The 24,059-nt window shown below is 59.1% G+C and carries 21 protein-coding genes and 1 tRNA gene; 7 read left to right on the top strand and 15 right to left on the bottom strand.

Translation table 11 applies throughout. The features are described from left to right. The first annotated feature begins 145 nt into the window (after positions 1-145). Positions 146-679, top strand: coding sequence for a GcrA family cell cycle regulator (locus tag QRN60_RS01770; protein WP_003503553.1), 534 nt, complete (start codon positions 146-148; stop codon positions 677-679). Positions 680-993: 314 nt separating this feature from the next. Here the strand turns inward: QRN60_RS01770 and phoB are convergent, their stop codons facing one another. The 7 genes from phoB to phoR form a co-directional block, all read right to left on the bottom strand. Beyond that, on the bottom strand, positions 994-1,677 hold the full coding sequence (phoB, locus tag QRN60_RS01765) for a phosphate regulon transcriptional regulator PhoB (RefSeq protein ID WP_003493692.1): 684 nt from the start codon (positions 1,675-1,677) through the stop codon (positions 994-996). A 30-nt stretch (positions 1,678-1,707) separates the two neighbouring features. Beyond that, complete coding sequence (gene phoU, locus QRN60_RS01760; protein WP_003503555.1) at positions 1,708-2,433, bottom strand: phosphate signaling complex protein PhoU; 726 nt, start codon at positions 2,431-2,433, stop codon at positions 1,708-1,710. 96 nt (positions 2,434-2,529) lie between these two features. Continuing rightward, on the bottom strand, positions 2,530-3,345 hold the full coding sequence (gene pstB / locus QRN60_RS01755) for a phosphate ABC transporter ATP-binding protein PstB (protein WP_003503557.1): 816 nt from the start codon (positions 3,343-3,345) through the stop codon (positions 2,530-2,532). A 14-nt stretch (positions 3,346-3,359) separates the two neighbouring features. Next, positions 3,360-4,682, bottom strand: a complete 1,323-nt coding sequence (gene pstA, locus QRN60_RS01750; protein ID WP_003503558.1) for a phosphate ABC transporter permease PstA — start codon at positions 4,680-4,682, stop codon at positions 3,360-3,362. Beyond that, a complete protein-coding gene (pstC, locus tag QRN60_RS01745; protein ID WP_111791880.1) occupies positions 4,679-6,163 on the bottom strand; it encodes a phosphate ABC transporter permease subunit PstC in 1,485 nt (494 codons plus the stop codon). Before pstC ends, pstA begins: the two co-directional genes overlap by 4 nt. A gap of 266 nt (positions 6,164-6,429) precedes the next feature. Next, positions 6,430-7,464, bottom strand: coding sequence for a substrate-binding domain-containing protein (locus QRN60_RS01740; RefSeq protein WP_087743319.1), 1,035 nt, complete (start codon positions 7,462-7,464; stop codon positions 6,430-6,432). Between the two features lie 195 nt (positions 7,465-7,659). Further along, positions 7,660-8,922: a phosphate regulon sensor histidine kinase PhoR gene (gene phoR, locus QRN60_RS01735; protein ID WP_050816415.1), complete on the bottom strand. Its 1,263-nt coding sequence runs from the start codon at positions 8,920-8,922 to the stop codon at positions 7,660-7,662. 242 nt (positions 8,923-9,164) lie between these two features. On the opposite strand from phoR, the gene ppk2 reads away from it, so the two are divergent. Further along, complete coding sequence (gene ppk2 / locus QRN60_RS01730; RefSeq protein ID WP_112277558.1) at positions 9,165-10,046, top strand: polyphosphate kinase 2; 882 nt, start codon at positions 9,165-9,167, stop codon at positions 10,044-10,046. A 52-nt stretch (positions 10,047-10,098) separates the two neighbouring features. Here ppk2 and QRN60_RS01725 read toward each other — a convergent pair whose 3' ends face one another. Beyond that, positions 10,099-11,244, bottom strand: coding sequence for a hypothetical protein (locus QRN60_RS01725; protein ID WP_111833726.1), 1,146 nt, complete (start codon positions 11,242-11,244; stop codon positions 10,099-10,101). 255 nt (positions 11,245-11,499) lie between these two features. Here QRN60_RS01725 and QRN60_RS01720 point away from each other — a divergent pair, with 255 nt between their 5' ends. Both QRN60_RS01720 and QRN60_RS01715 read left to right on the top strand, forming a co-directional pair. Further along, complete coding sequence (locus QRN60_RS01720; protein ID WP_003503575.1) at positions 11,500-12,462, top strand: NAD(P)H-dependent flavin oxidoreductase; 963 nt, start codon at positions 11,500-11,502, stop codon at positions 12,460-12,462. 136 nt (positions 12,463-12,598) lie between these two features. Continuing rightward, a tRNA-Thr gene (locus QRN60_RS01715) sits at positions 12,599-12,674 on the top strand. 113 nt (positions 12,675-12,787) lie between these two features. On the opposite strand, the gene QRN60_RS01710 is transcribed toward QRN60_RS01715, so the two are convergent. Beyond that, positions 12,788-12,976 (bottom strand): hypothetical protein, encoded by a 189-nt coding sequence (locus tag QRN60_RS01710; RefSeq protein ID WP_162692525.1) that lies wholly within the window; start codon positions 12,974-12,976, stop codon positions 12,788-12,790. Between the two features lie 324 nt (positions 12,977-13,300). Here QRN60_RS01710 and QRN60_RS01705 point away from each other — a divergent pair, with 324 nt between their 5' ends. Both QRN60_RS01705 and QRN60_RS01700 read left to right on the top strand, forming a co-directional pair. Further along, on the top strand, positions 13,301-13,459 hold the full coding sequence (locus QRN60_RS01705) for a YqaE/Pmp3 family membrane protein (protein ID WP_003503579.1): 159 nt from the start codon (positions 13,301-13,303) through the stop codon (positions 13,457-13,459). A 317-nt stretch (positions 13,460-13,776) separates the two neighbouring features. Further along, positions 13,777-14,019 carry a DUF982 domain-containing protein gene (locus QRN60_RS01700; RefSeq protein ID WP_003503584.1) on the top strand — a complete coding sequence of 81 codons (243 nt, stop codon included), beginning with the start codon at positions 13,777-13,779 and terminating at the stop codon, positions 14,017-14,019. Positions 14,020-14,113: 94 nt separating this feature from the next. On the opposite strand, the gene QRN60_RS01695 is transcribed toward QRN60_RS01700, so the two are convergent. The 6 genes from QRN60_RS01695 to QRN60_RS01670 form a co-directional block, all read right to left on the bottom strand. Beyond that, positions 14,114-14,506: a PRC-barrel domain-containing protein gene (locus QRN60_RS01695; protein ID WP_129564622.1), complete on the bottom strand. Its 393-nt coding sequence runs from the start codon at positions 14,504-14,506 to the stop codon at positions 14,114-14,116. 129 nt (positions 14,507-14,635) lie between these two features. Next, positions 14,636-15,517 carry a helix-turn-helix domain-containing protein gene (locus QRN60_RS01690; RefSeq protein WP_162696013.1) on the bottom strand — a complete coding sequence of 294 codons (882 nt, stop codon included), beginning with the start codon at positions 15,515-15,517 and terminating at the stop codon, positions 14,636-14,638. A gap of 107 nt (positions 15,518-15,624) precedes the next feature. Next, positions 15,625-17,814, bottom strand: a complete 2,190-nt coding sequence (locus tag QRN60_RS01685; protein WP_129564623.1) for a TonB-dependent siderophore receptor — start codon at positions 17,812-17,814, stop codon at positions 15,625-15,627. A 179-nt stretch (positions 17,815-17,993) separates the two neighbouring features. After that, on the bottom strand, positions 17,994-19,670 hold the full coding sequence (locus tag QRN60_RS01680; RefSeq protein WP_129564624.1) for an ABC transporter permease: 1,677 nt from the start codon (positions 19,668-19,670) through the stop codon (positions 17,994-17,996). A gap of 73 nt (positions 19,671-19,743) precedes the next feature. Continuing rightward, on the bottom strand, positions 19,744-20,760 hold the full coding sequence (locus QRN60_RS01675) for an extracellular solute-binding protein (RefSeq protein WP_020810558.1): 1,017 nt from the start codon (positions 20,758-20,760) through the stop codon (positions 19,744-19,746). Between the two features lie 155 nt (positions 20,761-20,915). Then, positions 20,916-21,965 (bottom strand): ABC transporter ATP-binding protein, encoded by a 1,050-nt coding sequence (locus QRN60_RS01670; protein ID WP_003503604.1) that lies wholly within the window; start codon positions 21,963-21,965, stop codon positions 20,916-20,918. A gap of 359 nt (positions 21,966-22,324) precedes the next feature. Between QRN60_RS01670 and QRN60_RS01665 the strand changes: the two genes are divergently transcribed. After that, positions 22,325-24,037 carry a long-chain fatty acid--CoA ligase gene (locus QRN60_RS01665; RefSeq protein ID WP_107674983.1) on the top strand — a complete coding sequence of 571 codons (1,713 nt, stop codon included), beginning with the start codon at positions 22,325-22,327 and terminating at the stop codon, positions 24,035-24,037. Positions 24,038-24,059: the final 22 nt, after the last annotated feature.

Below are 24,059 nucleotides of genomic sequence, written 5' to 3'. Positions count from 1 at the left end.
GCGTGGCACTAGGTTAATCGCTAATTACTAGACTGCATTGCGGCGGAACTAGTCACCAAAAATCCGGCAGAAACCACGCTCGCGGCACGCCCGCGAGACGGAGAAGGATTCTGCCGACATTATACGCGACGAGCGGAGAAGCGGCATGAACTGGACAGACGAACGAGTCGAGAAACTCAAGAAATTATGGTCCGAGGGCCTTAGCGCCAGCCAGATTGCAGCGCAGCTCGGCGGCGTCAGCCGTAATGCCGTGATCGGCAAGGTCCATCGCCTCAATCTGCCGGGGCGCGTCAAGGCTGGCGGCCCGGTCACTTCGGCGCGCTCTGCGCCCAAGCGCACCGCTGCACCTGCCCCACGCGCGACGACCTTTGCAGGCCGCGTCAATGCGGCGCCGGCGCGGATTCTCACCCGTTCCAACGCGGCAACCGCGCTGAATGAGGAGATCGACATCGAGACCGCACAGGTTCTCGATTACGTTCCTTCCAAAAACGTGGTCTCGCCGATTTCCCGTCGCCTGACGCTGACGGAACTGACGGAGCGCACCTGCAAGTGGCCGGTCGGCGATCCGCTGAAGGATGATTTCCATTTCTGCGGTTGTGAAGCGCTGGAATCTTCGCCCTATTGCAAGTTCCATGCGAAACTCGCCTATCAGCCGGTAAGCGAGCGCCGCAAGGCTTGAGTGTTGCGGCACGCATTCGACACTCAAAAACTACGGGCCTTCGGGCCCGTTTTTTTATGACAAAGTTCAGGCGGTTCCGGGGTCAACTCACCAGCGAAGCGCCGAACCCTATCCTCCATCGCTGTCGAACCCGACCCACAATCCCGATTGAGCGGGCGGGATTTCAGCCAATTGTCCGTCATCCCATCAAGAAGGATGAAGCCGTCGTGTTTGGGGACGTCCAAAAACCGAAAGGCCCGACACCATTCCGGTTTCGGGCCTTTCGGTTTTTGGCGGGATGTTGCCCCGAGTGTAACTCGTCGGTCGAGTCTTGCTCAGGCTTCCATCGAATATCCGGCGCCACGCACGGTACGGATGACATCCTGCATATGCGAAAAATTGAGCGCTTTGCGCAGGCGTCCGACATGCACGTCGACGGTGCGCTCATCCACATAGATATCGTGACCCCACACGCCATCCAGCAATTGCGAGCGGGAGAAAACCCGGCCTGGAGAGGTCATCAGGAATTCCAGCAGGCGGAATTCCGTCGGGCCGAGGCGCACTTCGCGGCTCTTGCGGTGAACACGATGGGTCTCGCGATCCAGCTCGATATCACCGCATTTCAGCACCGAGGAGAGAACCTCGGGACGGGCCCGGCGCAGCATGGCCTTGACCCGGGCCATGAGTTCCGGCGTCGAAAACGGCTTGACGACATAGTCGTCGGCGCCGGTGGCAAGGCCGCGAACCCGTTCGCTTTCTTCGCCGCGCGCCGTCAGCATGATGATGGGCAGGCGTTCTGTTTCCGGCCGCATTCTGAGCCGACGGCACAGTTCGATACCGGAAACGCCGGGAAGCATCCAATCCAGGATAAGAAGGTCCGGAATACGTTCCTGCAGCCTGATTTCTGCTTCGTCTCCACGGGGTATCGTATCGACGTCATATCCCTCAGCCTCGAGATTGTAACGAAGGAGGACGCTCAGCGCTTCCTCGTCTTCCACAACTGCAATCTTGGGCACCATATGCTAACTCCGCAAGCCGCTGCTCGTCTGTTACTCGGTCACCGAACCGAGCGTGTTGGAACTGTCGTCCTTCGGACGCTCACCTTCCGGCTGGCTGCCGGTGGTCATGTAATAGATCGTCTCGGCGATATTGGTGGCGTGGTCGCCGATACGCTCGATGTTCTTGGCGCAGAACAGAAGATGCGTGCAGGTGGTGATGTTGCGCGGATCTTCCATCATGTAGGTCAGAAGCTCACGGAAGAGCGACGTATACATGGCGTCGATTTCCTCGTCGCGCTCGCGGATGGCATTGGCCTTCTCGGCGGAACGCGTGGAATAGACGTCGAGGACTTCCTTGAGCTGCACCAGCGCAAGCTCCGACAGGTGCTCTATGCCGCGGGCGAGCTTGCGCGGCACACCGGTTCCGGCAACCGCGATCACACGCTTGGCAGTGTTCTTGCCAAGGTCGCCAACGCGTTCAAGGTCGCCGGCGATACGCAGCGTGCCGATGATCTCGCGAAGGTCGGCCGCCATCGGCTGGCGTCTGGCGATGGTGACGATGGCCTTGTCGCCGATCTCGCGCTCGGAATGATCGAGGATCGCGTCATCGGAAATGACCTTCTGAGCGAGCGCGGCGTCGGAATTGACGAGCGCACGCACGGCATCGGCACACATCTGTTCCGCGAGACCGCCCATTTCGGCGATGCGGCGCGTCAGGAATTTCAGTTCGTCGTCATAGGCCGACAGGATATGCGAATGGGTCGTTGTCTGTGTCATGGTCTAGTCCTCCGGCTTGGCCTGCATGCGCGTACCCGGAAGCGGGCACGGCAGAGGCACCAGTCTTGTTCGGTTTCGATAAAGCGCCGGCCGGGATCAGCCGAAGCGGCCCATGATGTAGTCCTGCGTGCGCTGGTCGTCCGGATTGGTGAACATCTTGTCGGTTTCGTTTTCTTCGACAAGATGACCAAGGTGGAACATGGCCGTGCGCTGGGAAACACGCGCCGCCTGCTGCATGGAGTGCGTAACGATGACGATGGTGTAATTGGTACGCAGCTCGTGGATCAATTCCTCGACCTTGGCGGTCGCGATCGGGTCCAGCGCCGAGCAGGGCTCGTCCATCAGGATCACTTCCGGGCTGACGGCAACCGCGCGCGCGATGCACAGGCGCTGCTGCTGACCGCCGGAAAGGCCGGTGCCGGACTCCAGCAGGCGATCCTTCACTTCGTTCCAGAGACCCGCCTTCTGCAGGCTGTGCTCGACGATCTGGTCCATATCCGCCTTGTTGCGGGCGAGACCGTGGATACGCGGGCCATAGGCGATGTTCTCGTAGATCGACTTCGGGAAGGGGTTCGGCTTCTGGAACACCATGCCGACGCGGGCGCGCAATTCCACGACGTCGATCGCCTGATCGTAGATATCGTCGGTATCGAGCGTGATCTTGCCGGTGACCCGGCAACCGTCGATCGTGTCGTTCATACGGTTCAGGGTGCGCAGGAAGGTGGATTTACCGCAGCCGGACGGGCCGATAAGCGCGGTCACCGTATTTTCCCGAACGTTGAGGTTCACGTCGTAAAGCGCGCGCTTTTCGCCGTAATAAACCGAAACGTCCTTGCCGATCATCTTGTATGAGACTTCATTCATTTTCTTGTCCAGCGCCTTTTCAACTGCTGCTTCCGACAACATGTTCATTGCTCAATCTCCCTCTACCAGCGCCGCTCGAAGCGGCGACGCAACAGGATTGCGCCAACATTCATGACGATGAGGAACAAAAGCAGGATGATGATAGCGCCGGATGTCCTTTCGACAAAGGCGCGCTCGGCTTCGTTCGCCCACATGTAAATCTGCACCGGCAGGGCCGTGGACGGATCCATCGGCGTCGTCGGGTAATTCGCAACGAATGCCACCATGCCGATCAGGAGCAGCGGCGCCGTTTCGCCCAGCGCGTGGGCGAGACCGATGATGGTGCCGGTCAGAATGCCGGGCATGGCGAGCGGCAGCACATGGTGGAAGATCGTCTGCATCTTGGAAGCGCCGAGGCCGAGGGCTGCGGCGCGGATAGACGGCGGCACGGCTTTCAGGGCAGCGCGGGTCGCGATGATGATCGTCGGCAGGGTCATCAGCGTCAGGACGAGACCGCCGACCAGCGAAGCCGAGCGCGGAAAGCCCATGAAGTTGATGAAGACGGAGAGGCCGAGCAGACCGTAAACGATCGAAGGAACAGCCGCGAGATTGTTGATATTCACCTCGATAAGATCCGTCAGACGGTTCTTCGGGGCGAATTCCTCGAGATAGATCGAGGCCGCGACGCCGATCGGCAATGACAGCACCAGCACGATCAGCATCATGTAGAAGGAACCGATCAGCGCCACGCCGACACCCGCCGCTTCCGGACGGCTCGAAGCGCCGTTGACGAAAATGCCGGTGTTGAAATGTTTGCCGAGTTGGCCGCTTTCGGCGAGCTGGTTCATCCAGCCGAGCTGCTGGTTCGAGATACGGCGATTGGCTTCATCGGCGGTCATATCGACCTGGCCCTTGAAGGCGCTGTCGACGTCGCCCGAGGCCAGGAGCGTGACCGTGCGCGTGGTGCCGATGACGGCGGGATCGGCGACGACGATGTCGCGAAGCTGCGTGCGCACGCTGTCGGAGATCAAGAGGTTGACGGCACGAAGACCGGCGCGGTCCGTCGGCGCAACACCAAGGACCTTGGCGACCGCGTCACGGGCAACAACGGGATAATTGGCCGTCATCAGCTTCGCCGGATTGGTGGCGCGCTCATTTTTCGGATCGATGATCTGTTCGGAAAACTCGACCGGAACTGTGATCATCGTCTGCTGGAAGGCGGTGTAACCCTTGGAAACCACCGAGAAGAGCAGCAAGAAGAGAAAGATGAGGCCGAAGGAAATCGCTGCCATGCCGTAAGCACGGAAGCGGCGTTCGGCGGCATAACGGCGCTTGATGCCGATATCACGGCGCGTGGCCCTGTTCGCGGCGTTCGCGCCGGCTGCGGGAGAGACGATGTCGGTCATTCATATTGCTCCCGGTATTTGCGCACGATGTAAAGCGCGTAGATATTCAGGCAAAGCGTGATGGCGAAAAGCGTGATGCCGAGCGCAAAGGCGACCAGCGTCTGCGGCGAGGTGAATTCAAGGTCGCCGGTCAGCTGGCTGACGATCTTGACCGTCACGGTGGTCATGGGCTCGAATGGATTGAGCTGCAGGCGGGCCGCAACGCCGGCCGCGAGAACCACGATCATGGTTTCGCCGATGGCGCGCGATGCCGTCATCAGCACAGCGCCGACGATGCCGGGAAGAGCGGCGGGAACGATGACCCTCTTGATGGTTTCGGACCGCGTGGCGCCGAGACCGAGGGAACCGTCACGCAGCGAGCGTGGCACGGCAGTGATGATATCGTCCGACAGCGACGAGACATAGGGGATCAGCATGATGCCCATGACGAAGCCGGCGGTGATGACGCTCTGCGCCTGGATGAAGTTGGCGTAATTACCCGTCGCCAGACCATTGATCTGCGTGGAAATGTCTCTGAGGAAAGGACCAACCGTCGTCAGCGCGAAGAAGCCGTAGACGATGGTGGGGATGCCGGCGAGCACTTCGAGCAGCGGCTTTGCCACGGAGCGCAGACGCGGCGAGGCATATTCGGACATGTATATCGCCGAAAACAGACCCACGGGAACCGCGACCAGCATGGCGACGAAGCCGATGTAAAGCGTACCTGCGAGCAGCGGGATCAGGCCGAACTGGCCGGAGGAGTCGGTCGCACCGGCTGCCGCAAAACGCGGATCCCATACCGTTCCGAAGAAGAACTGGTGCGCCGGGACCATGGTGAAGAACTGGATCGCCTCCGTCAGCATCGACAGGACGATACCGATGGTCGTGAGGATAGCGATGGACGAGGCGACGAGCAGGGCCGCAAGAATGACCTTCTCGACCTGGTTGCGCGCCCGGAAGCGCGGCGCGATCGCACGCAGCGCATAGGCGCCGCCGCCGAGCGCGGCCAGCAGCACGACGGCAATCATCGCGATGCGGCTGGTGGAGGTCATGCCGTTGAGCGTCTGGGCGGCATCGACCATGAAGCGCTCGGGATCACCGGCGATCGCCACACCCTTCGATGCCAGAAGAGGCCTGACCGCAGCCGTATCGGCCTCAACCTGAGCGGTTTCTTCCGGCGTCAGCCGCTGAAGACCGCGGGCGATGGAGGTCACCATACCATAGGTCAGGCTCTGCTGCGCTTCGGATTGCGCCCGCACGTCCTCGGGGAAATTGCCGCGCACCGCCGACGTGACGAGCAGGGGGCTGATAATGAGCCAGGCGCAGAGAATAAACGCCGCGGGCAAAACAGCCCAGACGACCGCGTAAGAGCCGTGATAACCGGCACGGGAATGCATGCTGGAGGGGCGACCACCAGACAGGACAACGGCGCGGCGGCTGCCGAGCAGATAGCTGCCGATGCCGATGAGCGCCAGTATCAGCAAAAGGATCGATGTGTTCATTAGAGTTCCCTCGGCGTGCCTCAAGAGCACGGTGCGATATCGGGCAAATCAAAAAGTCATCAAAACGAGACCGCTGGACCATCCAGAGATGCTTGCATTTTGACTGTATCAAAGTTGTGCAAGCGTCAAGGTTGATACATCCTATCCATCTGTAATCCATAAACAATTATGTGGATGGCGATGAATAGGGCCTGTCAACCGGAGATAATCGCCGAAGCGGCGCCGGAGGGAATAAGGGGCGCGGCAGACCGCGCCCCTCATCTTTATTACATCGAAGCGCCGGCAGCGAACTTGGAACGAATTTCTTCGCGTTCTTTATCCGGAGCGGCAACGAGGCCGTAGTTGGCGAGCGGGGAATCCGGGCCGATCATTTCGTCGGAAACGAAGAACTCGACATATTCCTTAAGGCCCGGGATAACGCCCAGGTGAGCCTTCTTCACGTAGAAGAACAGCGGGCGGGAAACCGGGTACTTGCCGCTGGCAACGGTTTCGGTGGACGGAACGACGCCCGAAACGGTTGCGACCTTCAGACGGTCAGCGTTGTTTTCATAGAAAGCCAGGCCGAAAACGCCAAGGCCGGTCTTGTTGGCATCGATACGAGCGAGCGTTTCGGTGTAGTCGCCGTCGATGTCGACAGCTGCGCCGTCCTTACGGACTGCAACGCACTTTGCAGCAGCCTGCTTGGCGTCGGTGATGAGCGTCTTGATGACGTCGGTCGCCTTGGCTTCCTTGCAGCCGTCAGCCATGATCTTCTCTTCGAAGACTTCGCGCGTGCCGTGCTTGGAACCCGGGATGTAAGCGGCGATCGCTACGTCAGGCAGTTCCTTGTTGATTTCCGACCACTTCTTGTAGGGGTTGGCAACGAGCTTGCCGTCCTTGACGACTTCAGCAGCGAGCGCGAGGTAAAGATCCTTCGGCTCGAGCTTGATGTCCTTGTTGGAAGAGTCCATCGCAAAGACGATACCGTCGTAACCGATCTTCACTTCCTGAACGTCGGTGACGCCAGCAGCCTTACAGGCAGCCAGTTCGTCGCTCTTGATCTTGCGCGAAGCGTTTGCAATGTCGATGGTGCCTTCGCCCACGCCCGAGCAGAATGCCTTCAGACCACCGCCCGTGCCGCCGGACTCAACAACCGGAGCCTTGAAGTTCGGGAAGGTTTCGGCAAAAGTCTCGGCAACGATCTTGGCGTAGGGCAGAACCGTGGAGGAACCGGCAACCTGGATCTGGTCGCGAGCAGCGGCGGCGCCAGCGAAGGCGACAGAAGCCACCAGAGCTGCTGCGGAAAATTTAACGATGTTCATTTGTCTCTCCCGTCGTGGGCTTTGTTGTGGACGCAGCCGATAGCGACACTCGCTCTTAGCTTGCGCTCGGCGACCTTTTCTTAACCACCGTAGCCACATCCTTTTATGTCACTTTGACGAAAGATTTGTGACAGTCTAAATTACTGATTTAATTTATAAATATTTACGACGTTAAAAGCAGATGCATATTTTATGTCAGAATCTCACGGTGAAGTCCGTGCCGCTGCCCAATTCCGATTTAATGATGAGGCGGGCGCGGTGGCGGGTGAGGATGTGCTTGACGATGGCAAGCCCGAGGCCCGTGCCCTTTTTCGAGCGGCTGTCGGCGACGCTGACACGATAAAAACGCTCCGTCAGGCGCGGCACATGTTCGGCGGGAATGCCCGGCCCCTTGTCGATGACACTCACCTCCACCGGCTTGCCGGGTTCGGCGCGCAGCCAGACATCCACGACCTTGCCTTCCTGACCATATTTGCAAGCATTTTCAACTAGGTTCTGGAATACCTGCACCAGTTCGTCGCGATCCCCCTGCACTTCCGCCGGCCGGTCCGGCAGGTGCAGCGTGATGGTTACATCAAGCTCGTCGGCAAGGGGCAGCAGCGTATCGCGCACATGGCCGATGACGGGAACGAGATTGACTTTCTGGTCGGGCGCGATGTTTGCGCGCAGTTCCAGCCGCGAAAGGGACATGAGATCGTCCACCAGCCTGCTCATGCGGGTTGCCTGATCCAGCATGATGGCAAGGAAACGCTCTTGTGCCTTCGGGTCGTTGCGCGCCGGCCCCTGCATGGTTTCGATGAAACCGCGGAGCGAGGCGAGCGGGGTGCGCAATTCATGGCTCGCATTGGCGACGAAGTCGCTACGCATGCGGTCGATGCGACGAAGCTCCGAAACGTCGCGGAACGACAGGATGTAGAACGGCGGACTGGCCCCCTCTCCTACATCCGCACGGGCGATGCGGACGATAAAGACCCGTTCGGAAGGAAAGCGCTCCGAATGTTCGACCTGGTTGGGTTGGCCGGTGGTGATGGTTTCGCGAATGACATCCAGCAGGCCGGGAGAGCGCAGCCGGGCGGAAATATGTGCACCGGCAAGCAGCTGGCCGAAGGCGCGTTCGGCAGCACCGTTCTGAAACAGCACGCTGGCGTTCTTGTCGAGAATGAAAACGGGGGTATCCAGAACCGCGAGGCCCGCCCTTACGCCCGAAATGACGTTTTCGCCGGGCACTTCCGGCTCATCCGTCTCCGCCGCCGCAACTCCGTCCTTTGCGGAGGCGGCCGCCGGGCCCTCCGCAACAGCCAGAATGGCAATGACGGCGCAAAGCCAAAGGGCGGCGGGCATATAGGGTGTATGGAGTTCCGCAACGGCCACGATGGCGAGCATGCTGACGATGAGAACGGGCAACCAGTTCCGGCCGAGCTTCCTTCCCAAAAGCCTTAATCCACCATCGCCTTTCATGACTGCCATTTCAGCCTGCTCTTTCCATTCTCATCTGACAGCGCATCGAAATCTCATAGGCCAGCTTCATGACAGAGATTCATCATCGCGCATTTTCCACAACGTATATGCGCAAAATCGACGCGGCAATCGCTCCCGCCGCCGCATCCCGGTCAACCGGTCCTGTTTCACTTGAATTCTGGCAATGGATGTGAACTCATTGGCGGCGAGTTGCCTTTACACAACAACATCTGGAGGAACCCATGGGCGAAGAAACGAAGAAGCGGACAGTCGAGATCACCATTGGCGGCAAACTGCGCAGCTTCGACATCGACAATCCGGTTCTTCCTGAATGGGTTGAGGAAAAGAAACTTTCCGCCGGCAATTTTCCCTACGACAAGAAGATGAAGCGGGAGGAGTACGACACCGCTCTCGAGGCGCTGCAGGTGGAACTGGTCAAGGTTCAGTTCTGGCTGCAGGCGACCGGCAAAAGGGTCATGGCGGTTTTCGAAGGCCGCGATGCCGCGGGCAAGGGCGGCGCGATCTTCGCGGCCCGGGCCTATCTCAACCCCCGCTATGCCCGCGTGGTGGCGCTGACCAAACCCACGGAAACCGAGCGCGGCCAATGGTATTTCCAGCGCTACATCTCGCATTTTCCGACCGCCGGCGAATTCGTTCTCTTCGACCGCTCATGGTATAACCGCGCCGGGGTCGAGCCGGTCATGGGTTTCTGCACGCCGGAAGAACACAAGCTCTTCCTCAAGGAAACGCCGCGTCTGGAAAAGATGCTGGCCCATGAAGACATCAATCTTTTCAAATTCTGGCTCGACATCGGTCGCGAAACGCAGATCGAGCGCTTCCATGATCGCCGCCACAGCCCGCTGAAATGCTGGAAGCTTTCGGATATGGACATAGCCGCGCTGACGAAATGGGACGACTATACGCAAAAGCGCGACGAGATGCTGGAAAAGACCCACACCGATGCCGCCCCCTGGACAGTGGTGCGCGCCAACGACAAGCGCCGCGCGCGGGTGAACCTCATCCGCCACATTCTTCTTGCGCTCGACTATGAGGGCAAGGACGAGAAGGCGATCGGCGAAATCGACGACAAGATATTGGGATCAGGCCCGGCTTTTCTCAAGTGAGGCCGGCAGGCGATGACAGGCGCCGCCACTCGAGGCGCCTGTCGTTTTTCCGTTACTGGCCCGGCAGAATGCGCACGGAATAAAGATTAACCGGGCGGCCGCTGCCGTCGATATCGCTGTTGATGAAGATCTTCCCCGGCGCATTGGGGGCGAGAGATCGTTCGAATGTCGTGTTCAGCAGCATGTCCGCGCGCTCGGCCGTGGCGGTGAAGCGGTGGCGGGAGCAATCGCCAAGGGTTGCGAAATCGCAGGCCACGGAAACCTGGGTCTGCCGGTCGCTGGAGGATTGCAGCGTGATCGATATGGTCGAGGACTTGCCCGCCATATCCCGCATCACCTCCACCGGAACCTCGACACTGACGGCGCCATCCTGCGCCACACTTCTCGAGGTTATCTTTATAGCCTTGCCGGCGGGTGTGGCGATGTTTTCGACATTGGCGCGCTGGCCGGCCGAAACGCCCGAACTGCCACGCTCCGCATTGAAGACCTCAACCCAGTCATCGGAAAAACCCCGGCCGGCCGAAAGGCTCGGCGCAGGCTCCGTCCCGTTGAAATCCTCCGCCTGCACCTGCGCCGGCGGATTGGGTACGCTGGTATCACGCTGCTCCGGAGACAGCAGGAGGCCGGAGGAATAAACCCACCAGGCGCCGAAACCGATAAAAGCCAGAAGCGTCACATAGATAAAAAGCCGGGCAAAAAGCCCCCGGCGCTTGCGGCGGCCAACCGCGCCCTCCGGACGGAAAGCAAGCGAGGAGTCGCTGGCGCGGGAGCCTCTCTTCGGCGGCTTTCCATTGCGCTGCCCCGCATTCAGCGGCGCCGGAGCAACGGCAGCACCCGGCTGCACATCGCGCGTTTCACCGCGCAGTTCCGGCTCAACACCCAAATCGCCGTGGTGAGGCGTCTGCGAAACGGGATCGACCGCGTGATCATCCTGCGCCGGACTTTCCGGTGCTGGTGGGCGCAATTGCTGCTCCACCCTGTCCAGAAGACTGTTGCGCTCTTCATTCTCGATCTGGTGGATCAGGCCTTCAAGCCGCTGCCGCTGCTGGGCGACGACCTGCGGATCGTCTATCCCCTGCTTGCGCAGGCCTGCTTCCAGTGCCTGACGGGACGATTGGTAAATCCGTGCACGAACTTCGGCGTTCGATCTGTCCGATTTTTCCAGAGCATTTCTAATTGCCGTTTCCAGTCCGCTCACGACCGATCCTTGTTCTATTACGCTTTGCAAAAAATATGCGGCGCTGCGCCATGGGTTCACGATTCGGTAACGGCTATACCGCCCCTCCGCAAGCTTCGTTTATGATAAAGACCGGATTGCTTTCAGGAAAATCGATCCATTGTGGCGCTACGAACGCAGATTCGAGATGCAAGTGCCACGCTGTTTTCGCTTTCAATCTGCTCCCGAACGCGATATTGACTTACGTGCGCGTAAACGTAATTCGTGGGAGGAGACATGCTACCGTCCGTGCTGAAAGACAATCTGCGTCTTCCGGTCATAGCATCACCGCTATTCATTATTTCACATCCGCAACTGACGCTGGCGCAATGCAAGGCCGGCGTCATCGGCGCTTTCCCGGCGCTCAACGCGCGACCCGAAAGCCAGCTCGACGAGTGGCTGGCGATGATCACCGAGGAACTCGACGCGCACAACCGTGCCAATCCCGAGCGCCCGGCCGCACCCTTCGCGGTCAACCAGATCGTGCACATGTCCAACCGGCGGCTGGAACACGATCTCGGCCTTTGCGTGAAATACAAAGTGCCGGTGGTGATTTCTTCGCTTGGCGCGGTGCCAGAGGTCAATGCAGCCGTGCATTCCTATGGCGGCATCGTGCTACATGACGTCATCAACGACCGCCATGCCCGCTCTGCCATCCGCAAGGGTGCGGATGGGCTGATTGCGGTCGCGGCGGGTGCCGGCGGACATGCGGGCACACTTTCGCCCTTCGCCCTCGTTCAGGAAATCCGCGAGTGGTTCGACGGCCCGCTGCTGTTGGCCGGCGCCATCGCCAATGGCGGCTCCATTCTCGCCGCGCAGGCCATGGGTGCTGACATGGCCTATATCGGCACCCCCTTCATCGCCACTCAGGAAGCGCGCGCTTCCGAAGGTTACAAGCAGGCGATTGTGGAAGCCCAGGCCAAGGATATCGTTTATTCGAACTATTTCACGGGCGTGCACGGAAACTACCTGAAAAGCTCGATCGTCGCCTCCGGCATGGACCCCGACAATCTGCCCGAAGCCGACCCCTCGAAGATGGACTTTGAAACCGCCACCGGTGGCGCAAAGGCCTGGAAGGACATCTGGGGCGCTGGGCAAGGCATCGGCGCCGTGAAAACGGTGGAACCCGTGGCAGCACTCGTCGATCGTCTGGCAAATGAATATGAAACGGCCAAAAACCGCATCTGCGGGAAAGGCTGACGCCACCGCCAAACAACGGACAGGCAAAGCTTTTTGCGGAAATTTCAAAACCGGCACATTCAAGGCTTGAAATCAGTCAGCATTGCCTGTATCAGCCCGCCATGAAGCTGATCCGCAACAAACGGGTCACAATCGGGCCGCTTTAGCTCAGTTGGTAGAGCACGTCATTCGTAATGACGGGGTCACGTGTTCGAGTCACGTAAGCGGCACCATTTTTCGCATTCAAGATTGCCCAGCCGATTATATAAATAGACGCGCTGTCGGAAATCGCCCCATGGCGGGCCGCGCAGACCGGCGCGATAAGAACGCCGCCGTTAACGAACAATCACACCATATTGACCGTAAGACGGTGGGCGCGGGCGGTGACGATAGTCACCGCGCCAATCCCTGCGATCCCGCCACTCTCTGTGTTGTCGCCAGTTCCGGCGGTCGTAATCCCGGTAATATCTGTCTCGATCATAAGATCGATAATAGACGCCGGACGAGTAATACCCGCCTGTGCGGTAACCGCCATCGTCAACGCATCCGCTCAGGATGCCAACCGATAGGAAGCAGATTGCTGCGGTTAGAATTTTCATGATCTCATCTCCCAATGACGGACTTCAACGTCTGTCTGTGTCCTCGGTTCCGTGAGTCAAGAGTGATGCGGCACGCATGAACGAGGGCTGAATGGTGCTGAGCCCGCTCGCCTAATGCATCACGCGGGAGTGGATCCCTCAGAATTGGCGGCTTCCGGTTGCCAGATGAAGGAAAGTATTCGTCATCAATAGGACGTTGAAACCAACCGGGCTCCACTTACGTTGATTGCCTAGTCTTGGTTAACTTGAAAGCACCCACTGTGGACGTCATCCGTATCCTGATCGCCATCATCCTCCCGCCCGTCGGCGTCTTTCTTCAGGTCGGGCTCGGCCTGCATTTCTGGATCAACATTCTCCTGACACTCTGCGGCTATGTTCCCGGCATCATTCACGCCATCTGGGTAATCCTGCGCAGGTGACATAGCCTTTTATCGACGATGGGGTGTTCGCAACACTTTAGTACGTGATTAAATTCTCATTGGCTGCTGGAACCTCGTCTTCTTCCTCACGTTATGGTGATGACACCAGCCAAGGAGAAAATCATGAACCAGATCATCTACATCGTCGGCCTCGTCGTCATCGTTCTGGCGATCCTGTCGTTTTTCGGCTTCCGCTGATCCCCGTTGTCAATTCGATCGCTTGCGCATATCCTAAGCGGCAGTGACACACGACTGCGTTCATGGGTTGCTTGGCTGTCGGGTGTATTTCGGGATCGCGTTGCTCTGGGAGGTGCACGATGAAGAACGAGAGATGGACAGAACCTGTAGAGGTCAATCTTGAGGCGAATGGCAAGAGTGTCATCGCCGGCCCCTTCGAAGCACTGACATTGTTGACCGAAGGCTGGCCCAAAATCGGGGGGTTGAGCTTCGTAAGAGCGAGAAGCGCCTGCCGCGCCGCTCTTGACGGGCGCAAATCGCCCGAAGAGGCACGCAAGTGCTTTACCGATGCGGTTTCCGAGATGCAGAACAACACGCATTGACGCGCCAAACGAAAAACGGCTCCTGAAAAGGAGCCGTTCCTTTATGTGCGACACTTCCGGAGATAGAACAGCCGGAAGCGCCTTTTAGCAGATTTTACATCCAATACGGAGCGACGCCGTAATAGTCATAGACCTTGCGGTCCTTGGCGTTCAGCAGGTCGTTATCATCCAGATTGGCGAAGTGCGGCGCGTTTTCGATCTCTTCGTTGGTAAGATCGATACGGTAGCCGTCGAGTTCTTCGTCATAATGCAGCTTTTCCCAGGGCAGTGGGTAATAGTCGTCGCCGATTCCGAGAAAGCCACCGAAGCTCAATACCGCATAGGCGACGCGGCCGCCGCGTTTTTCCAGAATGATGCGCTGGATCGAGCCGATATGCTTGCCATCAGCACCATAAACGCGGGTGCCTTCCACCTTGTCGCTGGCGATCAGGCTCGGCGTATCCTTGACATAGGGGTCCTGTCCGGCGCGGGGTTCCTGATGCATCATGTGCCTTTCCTCCTTGTTTTTCCTCTTTGATGTCACGTCTGGTAAACCCCGCGACAGGCAATTCGTTCCCCTGCGCTCCAGTCGCCTCGGCGGGAATTTTTTTGGAGGAAAATGGAACGAAATCCGTGCCTACTGACGGATCTTCTGCCAGACGGAGGGGGAAACACCGACCATCTTGCGAAAGACGCGGGAGAAATGCGCCTGGTCCGAAAAACCGGCGGCGATGGCGACATCGGTCAACGCCATGTCGGTCCGCATCATCAATTCCTTGACGCGATCAATGCGCGCCTGCATCTGCCACTGGTGCGGGGGCACCCCGGTAGAGGCCTTGAAGGCATGGCTGAAATGGGATTGCGAGAGGTTGGTGAGTTCCGCCAGCTCCTCCAGCCGGATCGACCGCAGGCAATGTTCGCGGATATAGTCCGTCGCCGCCCTTAATTGCCAGGCGGCGAGCTTGCTGCGTTTCTTGACCGGTTCCCGCTTCACTTTCAGGAAATCCGTGAGCAGCGCCAGCACGAGGCTTTCGCCATAGAGGTCGTGCAGCGGATCGGGATTATCGCATTCGGCAGCAATCAGTCGCGCCAGCGCCAGTAGGCGCTCATCCTCGAACATCAGATGCGGATCGAGCAGCCCGTGCGGATCGTAGCCCTGCACCAGCCGGGCACCCAGCAATCCCGCATCGAAATGCAGATCGAGGTGGCGCACGAAGGAGACATTGCTCAGTTCCGCATGAACATCCAGATCGGCGGGAACGAAGGAAATCCGGTTCGCCTGTGACGACCCGTAATTATCGCGGCGGCAGCGGTTCATCATGAAGCGGCCGTCATCCGTCCCATCCATATCGAGCAGGAAAACGAAACGCGGGTCCTTGCCGACATAACGGCCACCCGCCTTCGGGGCGCAGCGCACGTCCCAGAGATCGGCGACGATGCCGTTCCACATCCTCGAGCGCGGGCCGCCAATGACGGCAAAACCCTCGATCTCATTTTCCATCCGCACGCGGAAAGCCATGGCCTCTCGATCCCGCAGGGCGCCATGGCGCCACTATAACATGATAAATCTATTCATGTTTATAGTGGCAAACCAATTTTCCCGCAACTACAGCCTTTGGCCGCCCATCACCACTTCTTGGAAAGCTTGAAAGTGATGGTGCGGCTATCGCCCCAGCCGCAGACGGAGACCCCGGCGCAGCTCTTCACATATTCCTTGTCGAAGACGTTGGCGACGTTGATCGATGCGGTCCAGTCGTTCTTCTCATAACGGATCGCGGCGTCGAAGACGGCGGCATCCGGCACGCGCAGCGTATTGGCCGCATCCGCCCAGGATTTGCCCTGATACCGCACGCCGCCGCCAAGGCTTAGGCCTTCCAGCGCATCATTGGTAAAGGCGTAGTCCAGCCACAGCGAGGCGGTGTGGGCGGGCACGATCCATGGTGATTTGCCGATCAGGTTGGGATTGGCATCCTTGGTGATATCCAGATCGGTATAGGAATAGGACGCGATGGTCTTCCAGTTCTCACTGAGATTGGCCTTGGCCTCCAGCTCGAAGCCGGTGGATTCCACCTGCCCGAACTGGCCGCTCGTGGTCACGCCGCCCGCCGTATAGGACACGATGGCATTGTCCTTGACCAGCTTGAAGACGGAGGCGGTGATGCTGCCGTCAAAGAAGGTCGGCTCATATTTGATACCCGCCTCGAACTGGTGTCCCTCCTCCGGTACGGCGGGGGTGCCGTCGGCAAGCGTATCGATGAGGGGATTGAAGAAGGTGGCAGCCGAGACATAGGGCGTCAGGCCATTGTCGAATTCATAGGCGAGACCGGCGCGGCCGCTTAACGCATCGTCATTGGAGCGGCGGGACAGGCCGGCAGGCAGCCTGTTGTTCAGTTCCGTATCGACATAATCGTAACGGCCGTTCAGCGTGACCAGCCAGCCATCGCCGAAACGCAGCTGATCCTGGGCGTAGATGCCGATCTGCTGCTGGGTCACGATATTGTCGGCATAAACGAAATTCGTTCCCTGCGTCGAGCCATAGACCCGGTTGAGCGCGCCGATCGCATTCGATCCGCAGCAGGCCTGCACCTGATCCAGCCGGTAATATTTATAGTCGAGGCCAAAGAGCAGCGAATGGTTGACCGCGCCGGTATCGAACTCGCCTTCAACACGGTTATCCACGCCGAAGCTGTCGACCTTCGACACGCCGTCATAACCGAACCGGGTCAGCATATAGTCGTTGGTGGTGGCATCGAGGATCGGCTGGCCATTAGCGTCCGCATTGGCCCAGCCGCCCGCATAGGGTCCGGTCTCGTGCTTGTAGAGGTGGCCGTAACGGGCGTTCTGGCTGATCTTCCAGCCATTGTCGAATTCATGGCTGACTTCGTAACCCACCATCGACTGGTAGACACGGCCATTATCGATATCCGGCTCACCATAAAAGGCCTTGCGATCGAGCTTGCCGAAGGGCGCGTCCACGACCGTGCCGACATAGGGCAGGAAGCCGTTGCCGATATGGACCTGATCGAGCGCCGAGAAATAGCCGTAGAGCGTAGCGCTTGTCTGCGCATCCGGCTCGAAGGTGATCTGCGGCATGATGAAGCCGCGCAAATCCTCGGAATAGTCGGTGTAATTGTCGCCGCCGGAGACCTTGCCGGTGACGCGGTATTTCCACACGCCTTGCTCATCGACCTTGTCGCCGAGATCGAAGCCGAAGAAGGCATTGCCGAAATTATTGATGCCGATTTCCGTTTCCCGCACCGACTCATCCTGCGTGCGCTTGCGGACCATCTGCACGATGCCGCCGGGATTGGCGCCGCCGTAAAGCACCGAGGCGGGGCCTTTCAGGACCTCCACGCGCTCCAGACCGTAGGCATCCATCTGGAAACCGCCGAAACCGTAGCTGAACAGGTTCAGCCCATCGAGGAACACGCCGGTCTGGGTTGCCTGAAAACCGCGAATATAAATCCAGTCCGTGTCCGGGTCCGTGCCGAAGGGTTCCGCCGTCACACCGGGGGTGTAACGCAGCACTTCATCGATTTTCGTCACCGCGCCGCGGTCGTTCATTTCCTGGCGGCCGACGACCGATACGGATTGCGGAATATCCTTGGTTTCCGTCTCGGTTTTCGAACCGGTGGCGCTTTTCTTCGCGACATAACCGCGGACCGGGCCAGTCGCGTTTCCCGCGCCCTGCCCTTCAACGGTAATCTGCTGCAGAACGGTCGTGTCCTGCGCGTGGCCCATCGCTGGCGCCAGCAAAACAATGGCGGCCGTGCCCAAAGCCAGACGGCTCAAAAACATCCCATGCAAATTTTTCAAGATATGCCCCGAAACAGATCGCGGTCGATGTCCCTATCCGACAGGCCGCAGCACCTCAATTAAGATGAGTGTTTACATCATGATTAAGTGGGGATGCTTGTCGTTTTCGGGGCGGATTTGAAGCTTATTGGCTTCTCGCACAGTTTTGCGCCCGTCATTTATCGGGCTAAGCTTCGATGTCAGCCCTTACGCCGGCCGATCCTCGCAAGCAGCACCACGGGAAGCATGCCGATGACGACAATTGCCAGGGCTGTGATAGACGCCTCTTCATAGGTGCCGCGCGCCGCTTCGCCATAAAGATGAGTTGCGAAGGTTTCGAAGTTGAGCGGCCGCAGGAGAAGCGTGGCGGGAAGCTCCTTGACGCAATCGACAAAGATCAGCAGTGCCGCAGCCGCAAGCGACGCCTTGGAAAGCGGCAGATGAATCTGGCGGAATGTCTGCGTCGCGGATCGCCCGAGCGTACGCGCGGCATGATCGAAGGATTGCGGGATGCGGCTGAGGCCGGCATCGACGCCGCCCGCGGCAATGGTGAGGAAACGCGCCGAATAGGCATAGATGAGGGCCGCGCCGCTGCCGATGAAGATCAGGCCGGTGGAGATGCCGAACCAGTCACGCATGGTCTGGTCGACAAACCGGTCGAAACCGCCGAGTGCAATCAGTACCCCGATGGCGATGACCGTGCCGGGGGCAGCATAACCCACTGTCGAAAGACGATAGGACCAGAGCGCGAGACGTCCCGGTGCAACGCGCATGGCGTAAGCAACGGCAAGGCCCAGGATAAGCGTGATCACCGTCGCCAGCCCGGCAAAGAGGATGGTGTTAAGAGCCTCATCGGCGAAACGGGCCGACAGGCCGCTGAAGCGGAAGCGCTTCCAAGCCTCAATGACGAGATAGCTCGCGGGTGCTACGAAGCCGATCAGGACCGGCAGACTGCCGAGCACGAAGGCGACCCAGCCCTTCAGGCCGGTGAGCCGCAGCGGTTCCAGTTCCCTGCTTTTCTGTGCAGAAACCGCGTAACGTTGCTTGCGCCGCGCCCAGCGCTCGAGCGCCACAAGGGCGACAACGATGAACAGCATGGAGAGCGCGATCTGCGCCGCACCCGGAAGGTCGGATTTCGTGACCCATGTGGTGTAGACGGAAACGGTGAGGGTGCGGACGCCGAGGAATTCCGATGCGCCGATATCATTCAGCGCTTCCATCAAGGCTAGGCTGATACCGACCGCGATCGCCGGGCGCGCCAGCGGCACCGCGACCTTGAAAAAAGCCGCGCGTCTTGAAACGCCGAGCGTGCGAGCCGCTTCCAGCAGGTTGCCCGCTTGCGTCAGGAACATGGCGCGCACGGGAATATAGACATAGGGAAACAGCACGAAGCCGAGGAGAACGATGCAGCCCGTCATCGACCTTATGTCCGGCAGGCGGAATTCTCGTGGGCTTGAATAACCGAGCAGCCAGCGGATCGCACCCTGCACCGGCCCGATGGGATGCAGGATATCGAGATAGGCATAGGCAACGATATAGGTGGGCATGGCCAGCGGCAGCAGCAGTGCCCATTCCAATAATCTGCGGCCGGGAAAATCATAGGCGGTGACCAGCCAGGCGGCATAGGTTCCAATGACACCGGCCAGCAGCCCGACACCAGCGAGAAGGATCGCCGTATCCGGAAGCGCCGTCCAGAGCACGGTCGAGCCAAGATGCGCCCAAAGGCCTTCAGACCCCTGCAAAGCCTGTGAGACGAGCGCCAGAACCGGCACCATGGCGCCACAGACCGCCAGCACGGAGAGACACAGCCACCAGAAGGAGGATGAAAACCTGACTCGGGCACGAGGTGTCAATGGCTGGATGGCGTCTGGATTCATGTGCTTTTGGAAAATACGCGGAAAGGCGCCCGCAGATGCGAACGCCTTCCACCATGTTATCGCTGATTGGCCTTTACTTGTCGAAACCGACCTTGTCGACCAGCTCGCTCGCCTGCTTGCGATGCGAGACGATTTCCGTCAGCGGCTTGTTATCGATCTTCAGCGTGCCGAAGGAAGCGATGATCTCGTTGAGAGCAGCACCCTGCTTGACCGGATATTCGTAGTTGGCTTCAGCATAGATCTTCTGGGCTTCGTCCGAAACGAGATATTCCAGCAGCTTGACGGCTTCCGCCTTGTTCGGAGCATTCTTGGCCACAGCCGCGCCGCTGATATTGACCTGCGTGCCGCCGTTCTTGAAGGTCGGCAGAACCACCTTGATGGCGTCGCCCCACTTCACCTGCTCCTCGCCGCCCTTGCCCGAGCGCATCAGACCGACATAATAGGAGTTGGCGATGCCGATGTCGCAAATGCCACCGAGGATGTCCTTGGCAACGTCGCGGTCGCCGCCGCCTGCCTTGCGGGCCAGGTTTTCCTTGACGCCGGCAAGCCACTTCTCGGTGTCCGCAGCGCCGTAATGGGCGATGTAATCGGCAAACAGCGCCGTGTTATAGGGATGCTGGCCGGCGCGAATGCAAACCTTGCCCTTCCACTTTGCATCCGCCAGATCTTCATAGTTGAAGGAGGCGAGATCGACATCCTTCGCCGCGTAGAGAACGCGGGCGCGCATGGAAAGCGCGAACCAATGGCCCTTGGCGTCGCGAAGTTCAGCCGGGATGGCCTTCGTGAGAGTCTCGGATTCAACTGCCTGGGTGACGCCCTTTTCAGCGAGATCAACGAGGTTGCCCGCATCCACCGTCATCAGAACGTCGGCCGGCGAGCTTGCGCCTTCGCTCAGAACGCGCTCCGCAAGACCGTCCTTCAGGAACACGGTGTTGACCTTGACGCCGCTCGAAGCGGTGAAGGATTCCAGCAGGGGCTGGATCAGGCCCGGTTCGCGGGTAGTGTAGATGTTGAGTTCAGCAGCGCTGGCCGTTCCGGCCGCAAAGGCAACCGTGCTGGCAAGCAGGGTAAATCTCGTAAATTTCGTCATGTTTTGTCTCCCTCTCCGATAGCGGCAATATAGGGGGAGCAGACATCATACATGACGGCCCAAATCAAGTTTTATTTCCTGGTTTTTTGAGCCGCTGCGATCACCAAGAGTTGAAAATAGACAGGGAATAAAAGCGCCAGTCCATTCATTCAACTTCAGGTAAAGATGAGAACCCCTTTGGGGTCTATACCGAAGCGCACCGCCGTGGTCCGGGCGGGTGTGCGCTGCATCGTCCTGACCCGCAGGTCGGAAGGCAGTCCGGGCACGGCTATGCCAAGCTGCTCGATCTCGCCGAGAAAAACGCGGCTCGATATTTCGCCGGCAATCCCCTCTTTCGCGGCGCCGTCCTCGATGATCGAAATCGCATTGGGGCGAACATAAGCGACGGCGGCGAGACCATCGGGCAGATCGGAGGCGTCACCCAACAGCCCGAGCGGCGTTTCGACGCGACCCTCTCTCACCCGGCCCTCGATCTTGTTGAAGGCACAGAAAAAATCGGCGGCATAGCGGGTTTTGGGATTGTCGTGGATTTCGTAACCCGTGCCGCTCTGCACGATACGTCCACGCTGCATCAGAACCACACGGTCACCTGCGGAAAGCGCCTCCTCCGGATCATGGGTGACCATGATCGCCGTCGTGCCCAGTTGCCGCAGGAGGCCGAGCGTTTCCTCACGCACGCTGTCGCGCAACCCCCTGTCCAGATTGGAAAAGGGCTCGTCCATCAACAGCAGGCCGGGCTGCGGGGCAAGCGCACGGGCAAGCGCCACGCGCTGCTGCTCACCGCCCGAAAGCGTATGCGGATAACGTTTTGCCAGCTCCTGCAGGTGAACATGTTCGATCATCTCGGCAGCGCGGCGGCGGGCTTCCACCTTCGGCAAAGTGCGAAGACCGAACATGACATTCTGCTCGACGGTGAGATGCGGAAACAGCGCGTAATCCTGAAAGACAAAACCGATATTGCGCTTTTCCGGCTCCACGAAAACAGCGGGGCCGGCAACGACAGCGCCGTTCAGGGAAACGCTGCCATGATCCGGCGTCTCCACGCCCGCCACAATGCGCAGCAGGGTCGATTTTCCACAGCCGGAGCGCCCCACCAGACAAATGATTTCGCCACGTTCGACGGAAAGATCGATATCGGACAGCACGTCCGTATCGCCGAATCTTTTCCCAACCGATTTCAGTTCAAGCGCTGCCCTGCCTGCCATTTCCAATCCTGCCCTGCTTTGCGAATTATGTTGATCGCTCAAATCAGGATTAAAGTCAAAAAAGCCGGGAAAAATGTATTTCCCTTCCCGAGTTGGCGAGATGTGCGGCAGCAATATTGACGTTTACGTTAGAGTTAAATAGGTTTTGCCGACGAGATGGACGCCAATGGATTACGCGTCTATCATTCGTTACCGGGGAGCGAGAGGAGCGGTCGATCCGGTGACGCCACATGAGGTTTCCTCAACCCGGCCGATTGGGCCGGTTGAATGCGGGAGCCTCGTGAACATCAGGCAGCCGAAAGCGCCGTTAACGTATTTCAATGAATGCGCGGCGCAACAAAGACTCTGGGAGGAGAAGCATGAGTGAACTGTCCCTGGGACACCCGGAAAATGTCGGCGCACAGAAGCGCTGGCTGGCATCCTATCCGCCGGGCGTACCTTCCGAAATCCCCGCATCCGCCCATGCCTCCCTTGTCGAACTTCTCGAAAAGAGCTGTGCGCAATTTGCCGACCGCAAGGCCTTTTCCAGCATGGGAAAGTCCCTGACCTACCGGGAACTGGACGCTGAAACCCGCGCGGTCGCCGCCTGGCTGCAATCCAGAGGACTGGAAAAAGGCGACCGGGTTGCCGTGATGATGCCGAATATCCTGCAAAATCCCGTCGCCGTATACGGGATCCTGCGAGCTGGCATGGTCGTGGTCAATGTCAATCCGCTCTACACACCGCGCGAACTGGAACATCAGCTTAAGGATTCCGGCGCAAAGGCGATCTTTGTGCTGGAAAACTTCGCCCATGTGGCGCAGCAGGCGGTGCCAAAAACCGCCGTCCGGCATGTGGTCGTCGCGGCGATGGGCGATCTGCTTGGTCTCAAGGGGCATATCGTCAATCTGGTGGTTCGCAAGGTCAAGAAACTGGTGCCCGCCTACACCATCCCCGGCTCCATCGGCTTCAAGGCGATGCTGAAGGAAGGTCAGGGATTTTCGTTGAAGCCGGTCAGCCTCACGGCGCAGGACATCGCCTTCCTGCAATATACCGGTGGCACAACCGGCGTATCCAAGGGTGCGGTTCTCACCCATGCCAATCTTCTGGCCAACAAGGTCCAGATCAGCCTATGGCTGGACGCGGCCTTCAATGGCAAAAAAGATCGCCCGGAGGTTCTCAACTTCATCTGCGCGCTGCCGCTCTGCCACATCTTCGCATTGACGGTGAATTCGCTGATGGGCATTGCGCTCGGCGGCCATAACCTGCTGATCGCCAATCCGCGCGATATTCCCGGCTTCGTGAAGGAGCTGGCGCATTATCAGCCGCATGTTTTCCCCGGCATTAACACGCTTTTCAACGCGCTGATGAACAACGAGGATTTCCGCAAGCTCGATCTGTCCTCCCTCATTCTGGTTCTCGGCGGCGGCATGGCGGTGCAAAGGCCCGTTGCGGAGCGCTGGCTTTCCGTCGTCGGCTGCCCGATTGCCGAAGGTTACGGCCTCTCCGAGACATCACCCGTTGCAACGGTCAATCGTCTCGATTCCACGGAATTCAGCGGCACCATCGGCCTGCCGATTTCCTCGACCGAAATCGATATTCGCGACGAAGACGGCAACAGCCTGCCAACAGGGGAAGTCGGCGAGATCTGCATCCGCGGTCCGCAGGTCATGGCCGGTTACTGGCAGCGGCCGGATGAAACCGCAAAGGCCATGACCGCGGACGGCTTCTTCCGATCCGGCGACATGGGGTTCATGGACGAGCGCGGTTACACCAAGATCGTCGATCGCAAGAAGGACATGATCCTCGTTTCCGGTTTCAACGTCTATCCGAACGAGGTGGAGGAAGTGGCCGCCAGCCATCCGGGCGTGCTGGAGTGCGCGGCAATCGGTGTTCCGGATGAACATTCGGGCGAAACGGTCAAACTTTTCGTGGTCAAGAAGGACCAGTCCCTGACGGAAGCGGAGCTCAAGGCGTTCTGCGCCAAGAACCTGACGAACTACAAACGGCCGAAAATCATCGAGTTCCGCACTGAGTTGCCGAAATCGAATGTCGGCAAAATCTTGCGGCGCGAATTGCGCAATCTGAACTGATTGTTTCAGCCAATGGGGAGAG

Source organism: Agrobacterium sp. CFBP2214 (assembly GCF_030209895.1).
GTDB classification, from domain to species: domain Bacteria; phylum Pseudomonadota; class Alphaproteobacteria; order Rhizobiales; family Rhizobiaceae; genus Agrobacterium; species Agrobacterium radiobacter.
Note: the sequence above shows the minus strand (reverse complement) of the source record. Positions and strands in the feature narration are given on the sequence as shown.

Coding starts and splice junctions, on each gene's coding strand:
- QRN60_RS01770 (WP_003503553.1), top strand. CDS start 146: ATGAACTGGACAGACGAACGAGTCGAGAAACTCAAGAAATTATGGTCC.
- phoB (WP_003493692.1), bottom strand. CDS start 1,677: ATGGTGCCCAAGATTGCAGTTGTGGAAGACGAGGAAGCGCTGAGCGTC.
- phoU (WP_003503555.1), bottom strand. CDS start 2,433: ATGACACAGACAACGACCCATTCGCATATCCTGTCGGCCTATGACGAC.
- pstB (WP_003503557.1), bottom strand. CDS start 3,345: ATGAACATGTTGTCGGAAGCAGCAGTTGAAAAGGCGCTGGACAAGAAA.
- pstA (WP_003503558.1), bottom strand. CDS start 4,682: ATGACCGACATCGTCTCTCCCGCAGCCGGCGCGAACGCCGCGAACAGG.
- pstC (WP_111791880.1), bottom strand. CDS start 6,163: ATGAACACATCGATCCTTTTGCTGATACTGGCGCTCATCGGCATCGGC.
- QRN60_RS01740 (WP_087743319.1), bottom strand. CDS start 7,464: ATGAACATCGTTAAATTTTCCGCAGCAGCTCTGGTGGCTTCTGTCGCC.
- phoR (WP_050816415.1), bottom strand. CDS start 8,922: ATGAAAGGCGATGGTGGATTAAGGCTTTTGGGAAGGAAGCTCGGCCGG.
- ppk2 (WP_112277558.1), top strand. CDS start 9,165: ATGGGCGAAGAAACGAAGAAGCGGACAGTCGAGATCACCATTGGCGGC.
- QRN60_RS01720 (WP_003503575.1), top strand. CDS start 11,500: ATGCTACCGTCCGTGCTGAAAGACAATCTGCGTCTTCCGGTCATAGCA.
- QRN60_RS01710 (WP_162692525.1), bottom strand. CDS start 12,976: ATGGCGGTTACCGCACAGGCGGGTATTACTCGTCCGGCGTCTATTATC.
- QRN60_RS01700 (WP_003503584.1), top strand. CDS start 13,777: ATGAAGAACGAGAGATGGACAGAACCTGTAGAGGTCAATCTTGAGGCG.
- QRN60_RS01695 (WP_129564622.1), bottom strand. CDS start 14,506: ATGATGCATCAGGAACCCCGCGCCGGACAGGACCCCTATGTCAAGGAT.
- QRN60_RS01690 (WP_162696013.1), bottom strand. CDS start 15,517: ATGGCTTTCCGCGTGCGGATGGAAAATGAGATCGAGGGTTTTGCCGTC.
- QRN60_RS01680 (WP_129564624.1), bottom strand. CDS start 19,670: ATGAATCCAGACGCCATCCAGCCATTGACACCTCGTGCCCGAGTCAGG.
- QRN60_RS01675 (WP_020810558.1), bottom strand. CDS start 20,760: ATGACGAAATTTACGAGATTTACCCTGCTTGCCAGCACGGTTGCCTTT.
- QRN60_RS01670 (WP_003503604.1), bottom strand. CDS start 21,965: ATGGCAGGCAGGGCAGCGCTTGAACTGAAATCGGTTGGGAAAAGATTC.
- QRN60_RS01665 (WP_107674983.1), top strand. CDS start 22,325: ATGAGTGAACTGTCCCTGGGACACCCGGAAAATGTCGGCGCACAGAAG.